9 protein-coding genes are annotated in these 19,114 nt (G+C 58.0%); 4 read left to right on the forward strand and 5 right to left on the reverse strand.

What is annotated here, in order from left to right; genetic code table 11:
• Nucleotides 1-97 precede the first annotated feature (97 nt).
• Nucleotides 98-5,776 (reverse strand): retention module-containing protein, encoded by a 5,679-nt coding sequence (locus JWR17_RS15440; RefSeq protein ID WP_299832795.1) that lies wholly within the window; start codon nucleotides 5,774-5,776, stop codon nucleotides 98-100.
• 482 nt (nucleotides 5,777-6,258) lie between these two features.
• Here JWR17_RS15440 and JWR17_RS15445 point away from each other — a divergent pair, with 482 nt between their 5' ends.
• The 3 genes from JWR17_RS15445 to JWR17_RS15455 all read left to right on the forward strand — a co-directional run bounded on the left by JWR17_RS15445 (nucleotide 6,259) and on the right by JWR17_RS15455 (nucleotide 11,320).
• The gene (locus JWR17_RS15445) at nucleotides 6,259-7,614 is read left to right on the forward strand and encodes a TolC family outer membrane protein (RefSeq protein ID WP_299832796.1); all 1,356 of its coding nucleotides are present in this window, start codon (nucleotides 6,259-6,261) and stop codon (nucleotides 7,612-7,614) included.
• Between the two features lie 187 nt (nucleotides 7,615-7,801).
• Nucleotides 7,802-9,955 carry a type I secretion system permease/ATPase gene (locus tag JWR17_RS15450; RefSeq protein ID WP_299832797.1) on the forward strand — a complete coding sequence of 718 codons (2,154 nt, stop codon included), beginning with the start codon at nucleotides 7,802-7,804 and terminating at the stop codon, nucleotides 9,953-9,955.
• Nucleotides 9,956-9,967: 12 nt separating this feature from the next.
• Entirely contained in the window at nucleotides 9,968-11,320 is a 1,353-nt protein-coding gene (locus tag JWR17_RS15455) for an HlyD family type I secretion periplasmic adaptor subunit (protein ID WP_299832798.1), read from the forward strand.
• Nucleotides 11,321-11,447: 127 nt separating this feature from the next.
• Here JWR17_RS15455 and JWR17_RS15460 read toward each other — a convergent pair whose 3' ends face one another.
• Both JWR17_RS15460 and pap read right to left on the reverse strand, forming a co-directional pair.
• Nucleotides 11,448-12,632, reverse strand: a complete 1,185-nt coding sequence (locus JWR17_RS15460; RefSeq protein WP_299832799.1) for a thiolase family protein — start codon at nucleotides 12,630-12,632, stop codon at nucleotides 11,448-11,450.
• Nucleotides 12,633-12,749: 117 nt separating this feature from the next.
• The gene (pap, locus tag JWR17_RS15465) at nucleotides 12,750-14,249 is read right to left on the reverse strand and encodes a polyphosphate:AMP phosphotransferase (RefSeq protein ID WP_299832801.1); all 1,500 of its coding nucleotides are present in this window, start codon (nucleotides 14,247-14,249) and stop codon (nucleotides 12,750-12,752) included.
• Nucleotides 14,250-14,434: 185 nt separating this feature from the next.
• Between pap and mnmC the strand changes: the two genes are divergently transcribed.
• On the forward strand, nucleotides 14,435-16,414 hold the full coding sequence (mnmC, locus tag JWR17_RS15470) for a bifunctional tRNA (5-methylaminomethyl-2-thiouridine)(34)-methyltransferase MnmD/FAD-dependent 5-carboxymethylaminomethyl-2-thiouridine(34) oxidoreductase MnmC (RefSeq protein ID WP_299832802.1): 1,980 nt from the start codon (nucleotides 14,435-14,437) through the stop codon (nucleotides 16,412-16,414).
• Nucleotides 16,415-16,484: 70 nt separating this feature from the next.
• Here mnmC and JWR17_RS15475 read toward each other — a convergent pair whose 3' ends face one another.
• Together JWR17_RS15475 and JWR17_RS15480 are read right to left on the reverse strand one after the other, a co-directional pair.
• Nucleotides 16,485-17,885: a DUF1254 domain-containing protein gene (locus JWR17_RS15475; RefSeq protein ID WP_299832804.1), complete on the reverse strand. Its 1,401-nt coding sequence runs from the start codon at nucleotides 17,883-17,885 to the stop codon at nucleotides 16,485-16,487.
• Between the two features lie 117 nt (nucleotides 17,886-18,002).
• The gene (locus tag JWR17_RS15480) at nucleotides 18,003-19,055 is read right to left on the reverse strand and encodes a DUF1254 domain-containing protein (RefSeq protein ID WP_299832805.1); all 1,053 of its coding nucleotides are present in this window, start codon (nucleotides 19,053-19,055) and stop codon (nucleotides 18,003-18,005) included.
• Between the last annotated feature and the right edge of the window lie 59 nt (nucleotides 19,056-19,114).

The following is a 19,114-nucleotide window of genomic DNA, read 5'->3' on the forward strand; positions in this document are numbered from 1 at the left end:
CCTGGGGCATTTTGCACTGATCCACATTCTGTGCCCCGCCGAGATCCCGGTGGGCCGGAACCCACCGGATCGCTGCTATATTCGGCAACTCGCACCGTCAAACCGTATCCACCTTCAACGAATGGTCGCTGATCATGCCGTTGATGATGGATGCGGTGTCGTGTCCGCTGGCGATCATTCCGCCTGACCCCGGCGCGACGCCGTAATGGTTGGCCAGATCCACTCCGGCCAGGGCGATGGTTTGCGTCGGGGCTTGGCCCACTATGGGGTTCACTTCAATGGTGGTGACCACGCTTGCGCCGCTGCCGCTGACGCTGAAGTGCAGGTAGCTGTCCAGCGACGCAGTGCTGGAATTTTCGCCTTGCAGCAGTTGCGACAAATCCAGCTTGTCGACGCCGATACTGAAATCGGTCACCAGATCATGCCCGACATTGCCCTGTTCCCATTTGAAAGTGTCGTTGCCGGTGCCACCGGTCAGGGTGTTGTTACCCAGGCCGCCAATCAGTATGTCGTTACCGCCTGCGCCGTTGAGGATGTCGTTGCCCAGACCGCCATTGATGATGTTGTTATCAAAACCACCGGTGAGGGTGTCGTTGAAATGCGAACCGATCAGGTTATCGATGTTGGCCAAAGTGTCGACCCCGGCGCCCACGGTGTTCTGCGCAGTGATGATACTCAGATCAACGTGCACACCCGCCGTGGCGTTGGCATAACTGGCGGTGTTGTTCCCCGCTCCGCCATCGAGCAAATCGTTGCCCGGACCACTGATCAGGATGTCGTTGCCGTTGTCACCGAACAATTCGTTATTACCCTTACCGGCCTGCAACACATCATCGCCATCGCCGCCATGCAAATGGGCATCACCCGGGCCGCCGATCAGCACGTCGTTGTGATTAGTGCCTTGTAACGTATTGCCCGCCTGATACTGAATATTTACCTCAGCCACGCTGCTGCCGCCGTGGCCGTCATTGGCGGTGTACGTGCCGTGATAGTCCGGTGTTACGTCTTGGGCGGCGGAATAATCAACCAGCACTTTAAGTTGATAATTTTCTGCCACCGTCACGTTATGGCCGCTGCTGTTATCAATATTTCTTACCTGAAGGTGATATACCCCATCGTCAGCAGCCGTAAACGTACCGCCGTCAGCGATGGTGTGAAATGCACCGTTGACGTCTTGCCATTGCATGGCGACGTGGGCGTCATCCCTGGAATTATCCAGGGTGACCGTTTCGCCCTTGTGCAGGGTAACGCTGTACAAGTCTTGGGCATTGGCCGCCGAAGCGTGGGTCGCGCCCAGATAACCGTTGAGCACCACCAGCGCCGTCAACGCCCCCGCGCTGTTGAAGAAGTCACTGCGTTCAATGGTTTTCAACTGATTAACGCTGTTGTCGCTGGTGCCGGTGAATTTGATGGCTGACGAATTGGCAGCGGTAAAGTCAGCGCCTTTTGCCGCCCAACCGGTGTTGAACGTGGTCGGCGAGGCCGTCAGCTTGTCGCCATTGGGATCAGTGTCATTGGCCAACAGCACCTCGGCCGACACACTGATGTTCGGCGCCAGAATGTTGGTGATCACGTTGTCAGCCACCGCCACTGGAGGTCCGTTGCCGTTGACGTGGACCACCAGGTTTGCGCCGGCTACATCGCCGTCGTTGTCACTCGCCACATAACCGAAGGTTTCGGTAACGCCCGTGCTGCCGACCTTGGGTGGCGTGTAGGTGTATTCGCCGGTATCCATGTCCACCACCAGCGTGCCGCCATTGTGGCTGGTAACCGTAACGCTGTTGGACGCGGTGTCGAAGCTGCCGTGGCTGGCACCCACCACGTTCATACCGCCCTGCCCGTGATTGGCTTTCGGGTCATACAGGTAGGATGTGCCATCGACGACGATGGCCTTGATGAAACCACCATCGGCGCCAAAGGTGCCGCCAGTCATCAGGCTGCCAGTGATGGGAACGCCTTGCACGGTGCCGGTCAGCACAGCATTAAGACCGTTCAAATCGGTGACTAGTACCGCATGGGTGTTGGTCCCCGTTTCACCGTCATAGGCCAGCGGGTCGAGGTAGTTACTGCTGATCCCGGAGCCAAGACCGATGGCGTAGGCCTTGATGTGATTGGCGTCAAGAAAGGCTTTCCATGCGTTTTCGTCGGTAATGCCGATATTTTCGTTGTGGGTCGGGTTGCCGTCCGACAGGAAGTACGCGACGTTTTGCGCGCCCGCTATCGCACCGTCGGTGGGGAACGCCAGCTTGGCCGCAGCAACCGCTGCGTCGTAGTTGGTATTACCGCCCGCCGACAGCGTGCTGATGATCGACTTCGCCGTGTCGATATCGACCCAGACCGGCGTGTTGTCGGCCGCGCCCGTGCTGAAGGTAACGATTTGCACCTTCACATCGCCCATTTCCTGGTACTTGTCGAGCAAGGCATCGATGGCTTGCTTGGCCAGATCGAGACGGGAAAGACAAGGCACTCCAGAGGCGTCCGCCATGCTCCCGGAGACGTCGATCACCAACAGCAGGTTCGAATTGACCCCGACTACCGCCGACGTGCGTTCGCTGCATACCGCAGTCGGGACGTCGTCGACGATGTTGACCACAAGTGTATTCGTCACGGTGTTGCCCAAGGCGTCCGTGGCTTTGTACGTAAAACTGTCGTGCTCGACGTTGGCACCATCGTTGGCCGTCGGCGAGGTTTTCGGCGCCGAGGTCAGGGTATAGGTATAGCTGCCGTCGCTGTTGAGGTGGATTTCTCCGTAGTGGCCGACCGACGTGCCGTTATTGCTGCCCACCAGACTGAAGCTGACCGCCCCAGCGCCCCCGGACACCGAACCTGCCAATGTGCCAGACCCGGTTTCCCCTGGGGAATGGGGATTACTGCCGACCACCGTTCCCGGGGCAAGGTCGTGGCCGCTTTGGTTCAGGTCCAATGCGTTCTCGAACACCGTGACGCCCTGCGCGGAGACCGCTTTGAGGCAAGAATTTTCCACAGTAATGGTGATCGTGGTGGTGCTGACGTCGCCGTCCGCATCGCGAATTGAATAGGTAAACACGTCATGGGCGCCTGGCCCACTCACTGAATCCGGGTTGCTGTGGTAAGTCGCGTTGCCGTAGGCGTCCAGAACCAAGGTGCCATAGATCCCGGCAATCGAAGTGCCCAAGCCACCGTAAGCCGCCTGGGAAGTATCACCACCCGCACGCACGCCTACCACCGGCTCGCCACCACCGGGACCATCCGCGCCCATCGTGTCATTGCCCAAGACGTTGCCACGGACAGTGCCGCCTTCGACGATCTGGGCGTGGTCGGCGTGTGCAGTGGGTACGTCATCAACCACTTTAACGTCGATAACACCTGTGGCTGAGTCGCCATCGCCATCGGTCGCGACCACGGTAAAGTGTTCGCTTATGCTGTTGGCGCCGTTGCCGTTTGCCTCCAAAGCATTGAGTTGCAAGGTGTAGCTGTAACTGACCACGCCGGTTTCGGCGTTGTAACCGGTCACCGTCAGCACACTGCCGATGACGGTGTCGACAGACACCGGAAAGCCTTGAATGACCCCGTTGAGGACCACGTCAATTCCGCCAACGTTGAGGTTTTGCAAGCCATCAGGGGCATGCACCACGAACTCGCCGCGCTGGGTCAGCGCGTCGGCATTGGGGTGGCTACCGTCGCACAGGTTTTTCTCATAGACCGTCAGTTCGCCGCCTTTGACGTGGAGACCATCCAGGGTGACCCGGTCGTCGTTGTTATGAACGTTCAGCACCAGATTGGCCTGACTGGTATCGCCGTCGGCATCCTTCAACGTGTAGGTGAACACCTCGGTGCCATTGCCACCGCCGTGCAGAGCGACGAAATCAGGGTCATGGGCGTTCAGGGTGTAGGTGTAGGAACCGTCCGCAGCGAGTACCAAAGTGCCGTAGGTTCCGACAAACGTACCGCCAACAATCGGGCCGGTCGGAATGCGGTCAGCGTCCTGGGTGTCATTGAGCAACACATTGCCGCTGAGGGTCACTGCACATTCTGAGGCGGTGTGAGCGTTGCTGTCATCGCGGGCGGTGGGCACGTCGTCAACCACATTGACGCTCAGCGTGCTGTTCGCGGTGTCACCATCGTTGTCGGTTGCGACGACGTTGAAATGCTCGGCGAGTCCATTGGCATCGTTGCCGGTGGGGTGCAGGTCGGCACTGTTCAACGTGTAGCTGTAGGTTATTTCGCCGGTTTCAGCGTTGAAGCCAGTGATGGTGAATGTGTTGCCCAAACCGGTAGTGAACGACTTGCCTACGCCGCTGATCAGGCCGCCCGCCACCAGGTCGATGCCGCCGATGGACAGGCTCTTCAGGCCGTCCAGGGCGGTCACATTGAAATGGCCGGTTTGAGTCAATGCTCCCGCGTCAGGGCTGCTGCCGGTGCCGAGATTTTTTTCATACACCGTGACCCCGGCGCCGTCACCACTCAGGCCGGTAATCAGTACCGGGTCGTTGTTGTTATGTACCTGTAACACCAGATTGGCCTGGCTGGTATCGCCGTCGGCATCCTGCAGGGTGTAGGTAAACGTCTCCGTGCCACTACCGCCGCCATGCAAGGCAATAAAGTCCGGATCGTGGGGATTCAACGTGTAAGTGTAGGAACCGTCCGCAGCGAGGACCAATGTGCCGTAGGTTCCTGCAAAGGTGCCGCCGATAATCGGACCCGTGGGGATTCGGTCAGCGCCCTGAGTGTCGTTGGGCAAGACACTACCAGTCAGGGTGACCAGACTTTCAGATGCGGTGTTGGGGTTGCTGTCGTCAACCGCTTTCGGCACGTCATCGATGATGTTGACGTCCAGAATGCCACTGGCAACAGTGCCGTCGTTGTTGGTCGCCACCACGTTGAAGTGGTCGCCGATGGCGTTGGCGCCCTGTCCTTCCGGATGGGTATCAGCACCGTTCAGCGTGTACGTGTAAGTGACCACGCCGGTTTGCGGATTGTAGCCAGTGACGGTCAGGGTATTGCCCAACCCGCTTTCGATGGATTGCGGGACACCACTCGCCGTGCCGTTGGTGATCAGGTTGACGCCATTGATGCTGAGGTTTTTCAGGCCGTCCGCAGCATTGATCGTGAAACTTCCGCCTTGGGTCAAGGCGGCCGGGTTGGCCGATGAGCCCAGGGGCAGGTTGGCTTCGTTGACCGTCAGCTCACCACCAGCGACGTCCAGCCCAACGATGTGAATGCTGGTGTCTGGCGGCGGCGGAGCTACAGGAGGCGGGACAACAACCGGTGCGTCCGAACCGTCGCCGGTACGTGGCGCAACGTCACCTTCAGGAAATATCGGCGCGCTGCTCAAGCCGGCAGTGGAGAAACCAATCACCGGGTCGACATGCCCGCCGACGGCTTCCAACAGCACAAACGAGTGGCCGCCGCCTAACGCGCCCGCGACCTTGGGAGCGGCAGGACCTGCGGCTGTCGGGTCGGCCGTTTTGCTTGGGTCATCGCCAGCGGCAATGGCTCGTTGCAACTGCTGCACATCGGTCAACTGCGCCTGAGTTGGCGTCAAGGTGTCCGGGGTATCGATGTGGGTCGCGTGATTGGCCAAAATCTCGGGGGACAGCGGCATGCTGCTGTCGCGCCCGAGCGTCAATTCGCCCCCGCCGGCCAAGTGCACGGCAACAGCCCCCACGGCTCCGGTTTGCAGCTGCTCACCGGCAAATACCCGATCTCCTTGCACCAGCGCGCGACGACTGCCATCACCCGCAACCGCGAACACTTCACCGACAACCTGCGTGACGGTACCGATCAACTTGGCCATACCCACTCCTCCATACCGACAATGGTCGGCGCTTGGTTTCGTAGAAAAAGCGCAACTGCCCTAAAGGTGGCTTCTCTTACAAAAACAGAAATTAAAACGTTACAGATTTCGGGGGAAACAGTGCTTAAACCCAGCAAAATGGCACTCCGCCAGCACTACGTGACAAAAAACCGCCACCTTGCAAATCTGCTTATTTGCCTGTTTACCGCCGTTTTTCAAAAACTTTTTCGTGTCACGTTGAACTTTTTAAAAACCGTCTAAAACCCGCAGTATCTAGCCATAAAGCGTTTTGAGATTTGAACAATGTCTGGAAATCGGAACGGCGCATAAGTTTTTTTTCGCATAAGGGTTATGAAAAAATCGTCTTAGCAGACCGTGAATAATTTCTTATTCTTGCTGTTACAAATCTGATACGGTTTTACCTGAGATTTTCGCCAATTTATTGGCGATCCAGCCCGCCACCAGGCATTAGGGAGAAGTACATGCGCGTTTTAAACCCCATCTGTAGCGCAATCCTGCTAGCAATGAGCTGCGCAAACGCGCATGCCATGTCAATAACCCAGGCGGTCCAGCACACGATCGAATACCACCCTGAGGTTCTGGCGAATTCCAACAGTCGCCTGGCTGCAGGTGAGGACGTAAAAATTGCCAAAGGTGGATACTTGCCCACCGTGGACCTGATTGCCGGCTATGGCCGCGAAGGCACCAACAGCCCAACCACCCGGGCAATCACTGGCCACGACAAACAAACGCTCAATTACACCCAATCTGAATTGCGCTTGCGGCAAATGCTGTTCGATGGCTTCAACACCCCGAACGAGGTTCGCCGCACTCAGGCGGTGGTCAACTCCCGTGCGTATTACGTTCAGGGGGTCTCGGAAGACGTCGCGCTACGGGCGATCGAGGTGTACCTGGACGTGCTGAAACGCCGGGAGCTTTTGACCCTGGCCAAGAACAATCTTCAAGCGCATCTACGCATCAACGACCAGATCGGTTTGCGCAGCACCCGAGGCGTGGGCACCAATGCCGACCTTGACCAATCCAAAGCCCGCCGCGCCTTGGCCGAAGACAACTTCTACACCGCACAGGTGGACCTGGCCGACGCCGAGGCAAATTTCTTCAGCGCCGTAGGCCGTATGCCGGACGAGCTGGAAACACCGGCCACGATCAAGGGTCAAGTCCCGGTCAATCTGGTAGACGCCCGGCAATCGATGCTGGTGAACAACCCTTACCTGAAATCCGCCCAATCGGACGTGGCCTCCGCCGAGAGCCAGTACGAAGGTGCGAAGTCGCCGTTCTACCCACGCTTCGATGCCGAACTGGCCACCGGCGCCAATGAAAATCTGCAAGGCGAGCCCGGCTACGACAACGAATGGCGCGCTGCTGTGGTGATGAATTACAACCTGTTCAACGGCAACCGCGACAAGGCCCGTTTGCAAGGCGATGCGTACCGCGTCAATCAGTCCATGGACGTTCGCAACAACGCGCTGCGCACGCTTAACGAAAATCTGGCGCTGGCCTGGAATGCCATGACCAACGCCCACATCCAGGCGCCCATCGCCCGGGAATATGCCGAAACCACGACCAAGGTTCGCGCCGCCTATCAAGACCAGTTCGGCCTCGGCCAACGCACCTTGCTCGACTTGCTGGACAGCGAAAACGAACTGTTCAACGCCGCCCGCCGCTACACCGAAGTGCGCTACACCGAGGAGTACTCGATGTATCGCGTACTGGCCACCACTGGCGATTTGTTACGTCAGTTACGCGTAGTTTTACCCAATGAAGCAGTTGCGCTCTCGGACGTCAAAAGCGAAGCCCATTTGCCAGAAATGAAGTAACAGCTGTCCTGGCGGAGGGGAATTCCGCGCGGTCTCAAAACAAACACATGGCCACCGACCACCGTAAGAGCCAACGGGTTGGCGAGGCGACCTAAGGCATAGCCCATCAGGCCTATCGCCAACAGGTTGGCCCCCACAGGTTCGGTCTCCTGTCGATGGGCGATGTGTTGCTGGAAAGGGGATTATTTTGACTACCATGGAAACCTTGTCCGTCGACCCTCGGCTGAGCTTCGACGACCCACTGCTCGATGGTCTGCTGATACTCTGCAAGCTGCACGACTGCACCGTCAGTCGAGCCAGCCTGAGCGCGGGTCTGCCGTTGAAACAGCAGCGTTTGACCCTTGACCTGCTGCCTCGGGCCGCTGCCCGCGCCGGGTTGCAAGCGCGCACCCTGCGGCGCGAACTGAACGATATTTCTACCCTGAGCCTGCCCGTGCTGTTGCTGCTGAAAAACAGCCGCTGCGCCATCCTCAGGCGCTGGTCGGACGACGGCCGTGCGCTGATCCTGCCCAGCGAGGCGCAAGGCGGCGAGCAATGGGTCAGCCGCGAAGAACTGACTGAGAACTACAGCGGCCAAGCGCTCTTTGCCCGGCCGCGGCATGAGCTGGAAGACCTGCGCTCACCTTTGGTGCCACGGGTTGACGCCTGGTTTCGCGACACCTTGAAGCTGTCGCGCTGGCTGTACAGCGATGCCCTTCTCGCCAGCCTGTGCATAAACCTGCTGGGGTTGATGGTGCCGCTGTTTGTCATGCAAACCTATGACCGCGTGGTGCCCAATCAAGCGACATCGACGTTGTGGGTGCTGTCCATCGGGCTGCTGGTGGGCACGGTTTTCGAACTGGTACTCCGGGTGGTTCGCGCGCACTTGCTGGACCAGGCCGGCAAGAAAACCGACATCATCCTCTCGGCCACGTTGTTCGAACGAATCACCGGGATGTCGATGAAAGCCAGACCCGCCAGCATCGGTGGCTTCGCCCAAAGCATTCACGATTTCCAGGGGCTGCGGGAATTCCTCACGGCGGTCACGCTCACCAGTTTGATCGACTTGCCGTTCGCCGTGCTGATGCTGGCCGTAATAGGCCTGCTCGGTGGTTGGCTGGTGGTGATTCCCATGGTGGCGTTTCCCATCACCGTCATCTTCGCCCTGCTGATTCAAGCGCGCCTGCGCGACACCGTGCAACGCAGCTTATCTTTGGGCGCCGCACGTCAGGCACTGCTGATCGAAACCCTCGGCGGTCTCGAAACCCTTAAAGCCTGCAGCGCTGAAAGTGAACGCCAGCATACCTGGGAAAGCACCCACGGCGCCCTTACCCGCCTCGACAGCCACGCGCGAAATCTGGCGGCGCTGGCCAGCAATGGCACGCTGTTCATCCAGCAGTTTTGCGGCATGGCCACCATTGTCGCCGGGGTGTACAGCATCATCGCCGGTAATCTGAGCGTCGGCGCGCTGGTCGCCACTTATATGCTTGGCAGCCGGGTACTGGCGCCGCTGGGGCAAATCGCCGGGCTGATCACTCGCTATCAACAAGCGCAACTGACAATGAAAAGCACCGATGCGCTGATGGCCCTGCCCCAGGAGCGCGATGCCAAACAACGCCCGCTGGAGCGGACGCAACTCAAGGGTGCGCTGGAGCTGCATCAAGTCACGTTTCGCTACAGCGGGCAAAACGCACCGGCGCTGCACAACGTCAGTTTTTCAGTACGACCCGGTGAACGGATCGGCATCATCGGCCGCAGCGGTTCGGGCAAAAGCACCCTGGCGCGGCTGGTGATGGGTTTTTACGCACCGGAAGACGGCCAACTGCTACTGGATGGACTGGACTTGCGGCAGCTGGACGTGGCGGATTTGCGCCAACAAATCGGTTATGTGGCCCACGACCTGCCGCTGCTCGCCGGCAGTTTGCGCGACAACCTGACCTTGGGCGCGCGCTATATCAGCGACGCACGAATGCTCGAAGTGGCGGAAATGACCGGCGTCAGCGAACTCGCCCGCCAGCACCCCCAAGGCTTTGATCGACCCGTGGGCGAGCGCGGCCAGTTGCTGTCTGGCGGGCAACGCCAAGCGGTGTTGATGGCCCGGGCATTGTTGCTGGACCCGCCGTTTTTGCTGCTGGATGAACCCACCAGCGCCATGGACAACAGCAGCGAAGAAGCCCTGCGTCAGCGCCTGCAGGACTCGATACACGGCAAGACCTTGCTACTGGTGACCCATCGCACCTCGATGCTCAGCCTGGTGGATCGGTTAGTGGTGTTGGACAACGGCAGAATCGTTGCCGATGGCCCGAAAGATATTGTCATCGAAGCATTACGCAAGGGCCGTGTCGGCTCGGCAGCGGTTTAGGAGCTCTTCCCCATGTCAGCGACCACCGGCCCCCGCGGCTACTTTCATTTCGGTAAACCTGCCGACACCGAATTCATGCCTGAAGTGGCCGGCGTGGCCGCCCAGGACTCGCCTCGGGGCTCACGATTGACGGTCTGGATCGCTGCCGCGCTGATGGTCGCGGCGTTGGTCTGGGCCAAATTTGCCGTGCTCGAAGAAGTCACCATGGGCGAAGGCAAGGCGATTCCATCAAGCAAAGTACAGGTTATTCAAAACCTTGAAGGCGGGATCGTCACTGAGATTTTTGTCCGCGAAGGGCAGATGGTGAACAAGGGCGATACCTTGCTGCGTCTGGATGACACGCGCTTTCTGTCGAACAAGGGCGAAAGCGAAGCCGACCGTTACGCGCTGATGGCGCAGGTAGAACGTTTGTCCGCCGAAGCCGAGGGCCGCCCGTTCAAGCTCTCGGACGAGGTGATCAAAAAGGCGCCACAAGTGGCCGCCGATGAACTCTCGTTGTATGAGTCCCGGCAACGGCGCCTGAGCAGCGAACAACGCACGCTGAACCAGCAATTGCTGCAAAAGAATCAGGAACTGGCCGAGTTTCGCTCGAAGCAGGAGCAATACCGCAACAGCCTCGGCCTGCTGCAACAAGAGATGAATATGTCAGCGCCGCTAGTAGGCTCGGGGGCGGTATCGCCGGTGGAGATTCTTCGTTTGAAACGCAGCGCGGTGGAAGCACGGGGGTCGATGGATGCGACAACGCTGGCAATCCCTCGGGCTGAGGCGGCGATCAATGAGATCAAAAGCAAGGTGCAGGAGTCGGAATTTGTGTTCCGCTCCGATGCGTCGAAAGACCTCAATGAGAAGCGCACCGACCTGTCGAAACTCACCGCTACCAGCATCGCCATCGACGACCGAGTCAGCCGAACCACCGTGGTGTCTCCGGTGCACGGCATTATCAAAGTGATGAAGGTCAACACCATAGGCGGTGTGGTCCAGCCCGGCAGTGACATGGTGGAAGTGGTGCCGCTGGAAGACAATCTGTTGATCGAAGCCAAGGTCCGGCCGCAGGACGTGGCTTTTCTACATCCGGGACAGGCGGCGATGGTCAAGTTCAGCGCGTACGATTACACCATCTATGGCGGCCTGAAAGCCAAGCTGGAACTGATCGGCGCCGACACCATCACCGACGACAAGGGCAACAGCTTCTATCTGATTCAAGTCCGCACCGACAAAAATCACCTGGGCAGCGACGCCAAACCGCTGCTGATCATCCCTGGCATGGTCGCCACCGTAGACATCATCACCGGCGAAAAAAGCGTTATGGATTATCTGCTCAAGCCCGTGTTGAAAGCCCATACCGAAGCGATGCGCGAGCGGTAGCCTACCGCGAACCTTGACACGCCACGCGCCCTGCAGGAGCCCGTTGGCCAGACGCAGCGCTGCGCAGCAAACACAATCTGTGGGAGCAGTTTATTTTTGTGTAGTTCAGTGATCATGTGCCCATCCGTTACTCAAAAGCCTCAAACAGCCCGGTAGCGCCCATTCCGCCCCCCACGCACATGGTGACGATGCCGTAACGCAGATTGCGCCGTTGCAGTTCGCGAACCAGATGGCCGACTTGACGTGAACCGGTCATGCCAAACGGATGGCCGATGGAGATTGAGCCGCCGTTAACGTTGTATTTTTCGTTGTCGATACCCAACTGGTCCCGGGCGTACAAGCACTGCGAAGCGAAGGCTTCGTTGAGTTCCCAAAGGTCGATATCGGCAACCTCAAGGCCCTTGGCTTTCAGCAGTTTGGGCACTGAATACACCGGACCAATGCCCATCTCATCCGGCTCGCAACCGGCCACGGTAAATCCGCGGAAGAACGCCTTGGGCTTGAGCCCCAACTCCAGGGCTTTCTCCAGGCTCATCACCAGGGTCATCGAAGCGCCGTCGGACAGCTGCGAGGAATTACCAGCGGTCACCGAACCGTCTTCAGCGAACACCGGTTTCAATCCTGCCAGACTTTCCAACGTGGTGTCCGGGCGGTTGCAGTCATCGCGATCAACAATGCCTTCCACCAGGCTGATGGCACCACTGGCCTTGTCCTCGACCCGGTAGGTCGCCTTCATCGGCACAATTTCATCAGCGAACAGCCCCGCAGCCTGAGCTTGCGCCGTGCGCTGTTGGCTCTGCAATGCATAAAGGTCCTGCTGTTCGCGGCTGACGTTATAACGCCGGGCAACGATTTCAGCCGTCTGGCCCATAGGGAAATAAATTCCCGGCACCTGGGTTTTCAACAGCGGGTTGATCAGGTTGTCCATGTTGACGCTTTTCATCGTCAGGCTGATAGATTCAACCCCACCGGCGACGATGACGTCGCTGCACCCGGAGGCGATTTGGTTGGCCGCAATGGCGATAGCTTGCAGGCCCGATGAGCAATATCGATTGAGGGTCATGCCGGGAACATTGATCCCCAACTGCGACAGTACCGCCACGTTACGCCCGATGTTGTAACCCTGGGCGCCTTCGTTAGAACCCGCACCGACGATGCAATCTTCCACCAGCGCGGGGTCCAGGCCGTTGCGCGTGAGCAATGCATTGACGCAATAGGCCGCCATGTCATCCGGGCGAGTCTGGTTGAACTTACCGCGAAACGACTTGGCCAGGCCGGTCCTTACGCTGTCGACAATCACCACTTCACGCATGGCATTTCTCCGTTCTTATTAGTAGGCAGGGATGGTTGATGAAAGCTCCCCTGAGCATAAGACCAGGTCCCTGCGGTCGGCGATGATCATTCATTGGCTGTATGGAAAATCATCGATTCACTTGGATTTTCTGTCCTTGGCGAACGCCGCTTCCAGCGCCTCGTTAATGGTGCGCAGTACTTTGACCCGTGACCAATGTTTATCGTTGGCTTCCACCAGCGTCCACGGGGCGATTTCGGTGCTGGTGCGGTCAACCATGTCATTCACGGCGGTACGGTATTGCGGCCACTTTTTGCGGTTGCGCCAGTCGTCATCAGTGATTTTGAAGCGTTTGAACGGGACCTCCTCCCGCGCTTCGAAGCGCTCCAGCTGAGTCTTTTCATCGATGGCCAGCCAAAACTTCACCACCACGATGCCAGCGTCGATCAGTTGCTCCTCGAAATCATTGATCTCGCTGTAAGCACGCATCCAATCCGTCGGGCTGCAAAACCCTTCGACCCGCTCCACCAGTACCCGGCCATACCATGAACGGTCGAACACGGTGAATTTGCCCCGCGCCGGAATCTGCCGCCAAAAGCGCCACAGATAAGGCTTCGCACGCTCGTCTTCGGTCGGCGCAGCGATCGGCACAATCGCGTATTGACGGGGGTCCAGCGCCGCGGCGACCCGGCGAATGGCGCCGCCCTTGCCTGCCGCGTCGTTGCCTTCGAACACTGCCACCAATGAATGCCGCTGCATGCGTTTGTCGCGCATGTTCCCGGAGAACCGCGCCTGCTCGGTGATCAACTGTTCTTCGTAATCATCCTTGTCCAGGTGCAGGGTCATGTCGAGGCTGGTCAGCAGGCTCAACTCGTCGGTAATCGGCGCCTGTGACTCGAAGGGTGCTGGCTCCTCTTTGGCTTTGCCATTGGCCAACGCCACCTGCATGCCCTGAAGTAACAAACGCCCGGCGGTCAGGCTGCGGTAATGAGGATCAACCCCTTCGATCACGTACCAGGGCGCGTAATCATGGCTGGTACGGCGCAGCACGCGCTCACCGTAACGGACGAATTTGTCGTAGGTTTTCGACTGCTGCCAGTCCAGCGGGCTGATGCGCCAGCTGTGCAGCGGGTCATCCTCAAGCGCCTTGAGCCGAGCTTTCATTTGCTTTTTCGACAAGTGAAACCAGAACTTGAAAATCAGCGCGCCTTCGTCGACGAGCATTTTTTCCAGACGTTCGGCGCTATTGATCGCCTGATCAAGCCTGGCATCCTTGAATTCACCATGAACCCGGCCTTGAATCATCTGGCTGTACCAGTTGCCAAAGAAAATCCCCATACGGCCTTTGGCGGGCAATTGCCGCCAGTAACGCCAGGCCGGTGGATGGGCCAGCTCCTCGTCGGTCTGTTGATCGAACGAGCGTACCTCGATCAGCCTTGGGTCCATCCACTCGCTGAGCAGTTTGATCGTCTCGCCTTTACCGGCGCCTTCGATGCCGTTGATCAACACGATCACCGGAAAGCGCGCCTGCTTCTGCAGTTCGTATTGAGCCTCAAGCAACGCTTCACGCAGCGCAGGCACCTCGGCGTCGTAGGTTTCTTTGTCGATGGCGTGACCGATTTCAGCGGATTCGAACATGCACACTTCCCCTCTCAAGATCGCTCTAGACTAGCGGATCGAATGAATCAGTGTCGGTTAAGACAGCCAATACCTGCGATGGGTCAACTCAAGCTTGATTTCATCCGTATCGTCCAGTACGCCCGCCCTCGCCGCCGGGACGATTACGTTAATATGTCGCGTTTCTGACCCCTGCCGAGCCCACCATGACCCTCATCCGCCACGCCAACATTGAATGGGACGAACAGGGCAATCCTCATTCCCATGCGTTTTCGGATGTCTATTTCGCCACGCAATCGGGCCTCGATGAAACCCGTCATGTGTTCCTGAAACAAAACGACCTGGAACAGCGCTTCACTGCACTGACGGCGGGTTCGCGTCTGGTGATCGGTGAAACAGGCTTCGGCACCGGTCTGAATTTTCTCTGCGCCTGGCAACTGTTTGCCCACTGCGCGAAGGCCGATGCGCGGCTGCATTTCGTCAGCGTCGAAAAGTTTCCGCTGACGTTTAGCGACTTGCAGCGCGCCTTGAACCTGTGGCCGGAACTGGCAGCCTTTGCCGAGCCGTTATTGGCGCAATACGTTGCGGTGCACGAAGGGTTTCAGCGTTTTGTGTTCGACGGCGGTCGGGTAACCCTGACCTTATTGATCGGTGATGTGCTGGACATGTTGCCGCAACTGGACGGGCAGATTGACGCGTGGTTTCTCGACGGGTTCGCGCCAGCAAAAAACCCGGAGATGTGGACCCCTGAGCTGTTCGCCGAACTGGCACGACTGGCGGCACCCGACTCGACCATCAGTACGTTCACCAGCACCGGCTGGGTACGCCGCGCGCTCAACGCTGCCGGGTTCAAGATGAAACGCACGCCAGGGATAGGCCATAAGTGGGAGGTGTTGCGCGGGGTGTTCGTTGGTTGGCCTGAGGGCGCTGTAAAACCTTTGCCGGCAAAACCGTGGTTCGCTCGACCTGCCCCGCTCACTGGACAACGTAAAGCGCTGGTGATCGGTGCCGGACTCGCCGGTTGCGCCACCGCCGCCAGCCTAGCCGCGCGGGGTTGGCAGGTGAGTCTGCTGGAGCGCCGCAGTGGTCTGGCCCAGGAGGCCTCGGGCAATCCCCAGGGCGTGTTGTACTTGAAACTGTCGGCCCACGGCACCGCACTGTCCCAACTGATCCTGAGTGGTTTCGGCCATACCCGGCGCCTGCTGGAAAATTTGCAACGCGGTCTTGAGTGGGACGCGTGTGGGGTGTTGCAGTTGGGCTTCAACGACAAGGAAGCCGAGCGTCAAGTGCAGTTGGCCCAGGCATTTTCTGCTGACTTGCTGCAGTTGGTGGACCTGCCACACGCCCAAACCCTGGCCGGAATTAACCTGGCCAGTGGCGGTTTGTTCTTTCCCGAAGGCGGCTGGGTACATCCGCCAGCACTGTGTCGGTTTCAGGCTTCCCACCTCAACATTCAGTTGCTAACCCATTGCGACGTGGTCGAATTGCGCCGCGACGGCAACCAGTGGCAGGCCTGGGACGGTGAACGCATGCTCGATCAGGCACCGGTAGTGGTGCTGGCTGGCGCGGCTGAGGTCAAACGCTTCCCGGCCAGTGCCGAGCTGCCGTTGAAGCGCATTCGTGGGCAAATCACTCGCCTGGCCGAGACCCCGGAAAGCGCGGCACTGAGCACCGTGGTTTGCGCCGAAGGCTACGTCGCGCCAGCCCGTTCTGGCGAACACACATTAGGCGCCAGTTTCAACTTCAAGAGCGATGACCTGACGCCGACCGTTGCTGACCATTTGGATAACCTGCAGCTGCTGCAGGAAATTTCTACCGACCTGGTTAAACGTCTCGGCGCAGACCGCATGCCGCCTGAAGAGTTATTGGGCTTCGCCGGATTCCGCTGCACCAGCCCGGACTACCTGCCCATCGTCGGCCCGCTGGCGGACAGGAGCGCATTTGTTGAGGCATACGCCGTCCTTGGAAAAGACGCACGCCAGGTGCCGGACATCCAATGCCCTTGGCTTGAAGGCCTGTATATCAATAGCGGCCACGGCTCACGCGGCCTGATCACCGCGCCGCTGTCCGGCGAACTGCTCGCCGCCTGGCTCGACAACGAACCACTGCCGCTACCAAGAAGCGTCGCCGAAGCCTGCCATCCGAATCGCTTTGCGCTGCGCGGATTGATACGCGGCAAAGCCTGAGGCCAAACACAGGGCTCCTGTAGAAGCCAACGTGTTGGCGAGAGATTGACCCGGTCTGCAGCCGAGTCAACTACGACTTAGCCGCCACCAGCGGTGGCAGCTTCCACTGTCCATTGGTGACCTCAGGCTTGGGCATGTAGATCCGCAGAACACCGTAGAACGGCCCACTGGGCGCTGGCAGCCAGTTGGATTCTTTATCTTTCCCGGGACTGTCATGCTGCACATAGAGCGTAATGCCGCCATCGGCGTCGGTCTTGAGGGAGCCGAGCATTTGCGAGTTGATCAGATAACGATTCAGAGGGTTATCCACCAGAAGCTTGGTTTTTCCGTCGTACATCGTCAGTGACCAGAACGCTTTAGCAGGAGGCAATCCGCCTTTATTGAAATGCAATGTGTACTTGTCGGTGCCGGCATTAACCGGCTTACCTTGGCTATCGACGAAATAACCCAAGTAGTTTGCTTCAGCCGCGGAGTTGCCAAAGATCCCTACATTGGCGCCGACGTAGCGGTATAGGTAATTGTTCTTCAAATGTTCGCGGCTGCCGAAGAATTCCCCACTAGTGACTAGATGGGTATCGATTTTGGCTTTTTTGAACGCTGCGAACTCAGCCTTCCCGTCAGTAATACCTTTTTGAATAATTTCCGTCTGGGACGGCGTCAGCTTGGCCTCGTCGAAAGGCAAGCCAGGGCCAGCTCCAATTTCAGCGAAGCGCTTCATCAGCTTCTTTTCGCTAGGATGGGTCGGGGCGAATGTCAGCATGAAATTCAGATAGCGAATCAACGCGGGGCTGTCTGTCATCCCGTCGATCGGCTTCGGCCAGTCGACTGGACGTGCAGCAGCCGAAGCGGGCTTGCCGACAAACTCGCTCAACGTTTGCACCGCGTACCCCGCCTGAATCGCCTTGACGCGGTTCAGGTCTTTTTCATCGAACAATTGGGTACGGTACAGCGCGTACGCAATATTGGTTTCGGTACGGATGACCTTATCGATACCCGCTGGTGTTTCGCCTTTCCAGGCGGGGCCCGCGATTAGAAATTTGCCGCCTTTGTTGCCCGTAGTACGGCTGCCGAGGTAGCCCAGATTATGGGTATAGATATCTATCAACTGAACCGAGTAATAACGGCTCTTTTCAATGGCCGGCAGGGTCAAGACAATAGGTTCGGCACGCAGGTCAAGCCAGACAAACGAATACGGGGTGTCCGAGTTTGGGGTAATGATGGCCGTGTCTTTGGGGCTGAAAACGTTCGCTGTGTTGCCGATGGTGTTGAAGGGTGCTTTGAAATTTGGCCCGCCTTGGTCAACTGCCTGCGCGTACAGTGTTTTGTACATCTCAACGACCGGGTAACCATAGAGATAGACCTCTTTCGCAATAGCCTGGGCTTGTTCGGGAGACGCTGTAGGGGCCGCGACAGCAACATTGACCACCCATGACAACAACCCCGCGGCCAGAAAACTACTATTCAACTTCATGTTCATTTACCCCGAAATTTTTCGACTTACATCGATAGCGGCCATGTCGCCGAATGAGGCACGGTTGATATTTCGATTCATCCTTGCTGGCCTTTTAATTTGGTGACTCACCGTCAATCAGCGAACGACTTGAGGCTCGGGGAAATTCCATGCGCCACTGATGATTTCTGCTCGTGGACGGTATAAGCGAGTGGTGTAATTCCAACCTTTTACAATCGGCAAGCAATTCGCAATCTTAGCCTCGCAGCCACCGAATTGAATGACGATTGAACCGTCACTGGATTTTTTGGCAGTGAGGTTATTAAGGGAATAGGCATTGGCCGCGTTTTTCTCGTAATAACCATCGGCGTTATAGAGACTGACGGACCAGAAGCCATCAACGGGCACGTCTTTAACCGTAAGCGTGTAAATCGTTTTGCCGTCATTCTCAGCCGGCGTTACGTTCAGATAGATCGCATCCTTGTCCGGATTCCCGCCCCACGCAGCGGCAGAACCCACCAGGTGGCGAACGGGGTCAACTTGCTCTTTGGTACCAAACGCTTTCTTGAAATCAGGAAGGGTTGAAGACAAAACCAACAACGCGTCCCGGACTTTTTTCTGACTGGCAGCGTCCCACGCCGGGAACTTGAGGGTGCCAGCACTGTTTTGGTTGACGGTGACGGCATCCTGCAGGACATGCACGTGTTTAATGTCGTCGGGGTTGGTTGGGTCAACCAAGGTGCGGATGGCCGCCACCGCATAGCGGGTTCCAACATTCTCACGGGTGAGGGTGTAAGTGCCTGCGCCGTAAAATACGTTCGGCACATAATGGTCTTCGTTGATGACTTGCAAGGCCATATAACGTTTGCCCGGGTCAGGCAACGTTAGTGTTACCGGGCCGGCGTCCAAGTCGAACACTGCCGAAGAGTAAAGCGTGTCGCGATTAAGCCGAATCACGGTCTGATGCTCGATGGAGGCAGGTTCACGGCGATGGAGAATTTTGCCCAGGCCACCTTGTTTGGCCAAAGCCCCGATATATAAATCGCTTTCAGCACGCACGAAGTTGTCGACGGTTACTGGCACCGTATCTGCCGCGTAAACAGAGCTGATGGCGGCGACGGTAGCGCCTATACAGACGGGGACAAAAGTCTTCTTCATATGATTCCTACTCAGAACGTGAATGACGAACACTGCGAAACGCCCCTGAACCATAGCTCATGATGTTCGAGGTGGAAGTTCGAAACTCTTCG

Origin of the sequence: Pseudomonas sp. (assembly GCF_028293835.1) — a bacterium.
GTDB lineage: Bacteria > Pseudomonadota > Gammaproteobacteria > Pseudomonadales > Pseudomonadaceae > Aquipseudomonas.

What these genes read in the sequence shown, in the direction of transcription:
- JWR17_RS15440 (WP_299832795.1), bottom strand. Translation starts at nt 5,776, where the DNA reads ATGGCCAAGTTGATCGGTACCGTCACGCAGGTTGTCGGTGAAGTGTTC.
- JWR17_RS15445 (WP_299832796.1), top strand. Translation starts at nt 6,259, where the DNA reads ATGCGCGTTTTAAACCCCATCTGTAGCGCAATCCTGCTAGCAATGAGC.
- JWR17_RS15455 (WP_299832798.1), top strand. Translation starts at nt 9,968, where the DNA reads ATGTCAGCGACCACCGGCCCCCGCGGCTACTTTCATTTCGGTAAACCT.
- JWR17_RS15460 (WP_299832799.1), bottom strand. Translation starts at nt 12,632, where the DNA reads ATGCGTGAAGTGGTGATTGTCGACAGCGTAAGGACCGGCCTGGCCAAG.
- pap (WP_299832801.1), bottom strand. Translation starts at nt 14,249, where the DNA reads ATGTTCGAATCCGCTGAAATCGGTCACGCCATCGACAAAGAAACCTAC.
- mnmC (WP_299832802.1), top strand. Translation starts at nt 14,435, where the DNA reads ATGACCCTCATCCGCCACGCCAACATTGAATGGGACGAACAGGGCAAT.
- JWR17_RS15475 (WP_299832804.1), bottom strand. Translation starts at nt 17,885, where the DNA reads ATGAAGTTGAATAGTAGTTTTCTGGCCGCGGGGTTGTTGTCATGGGTG.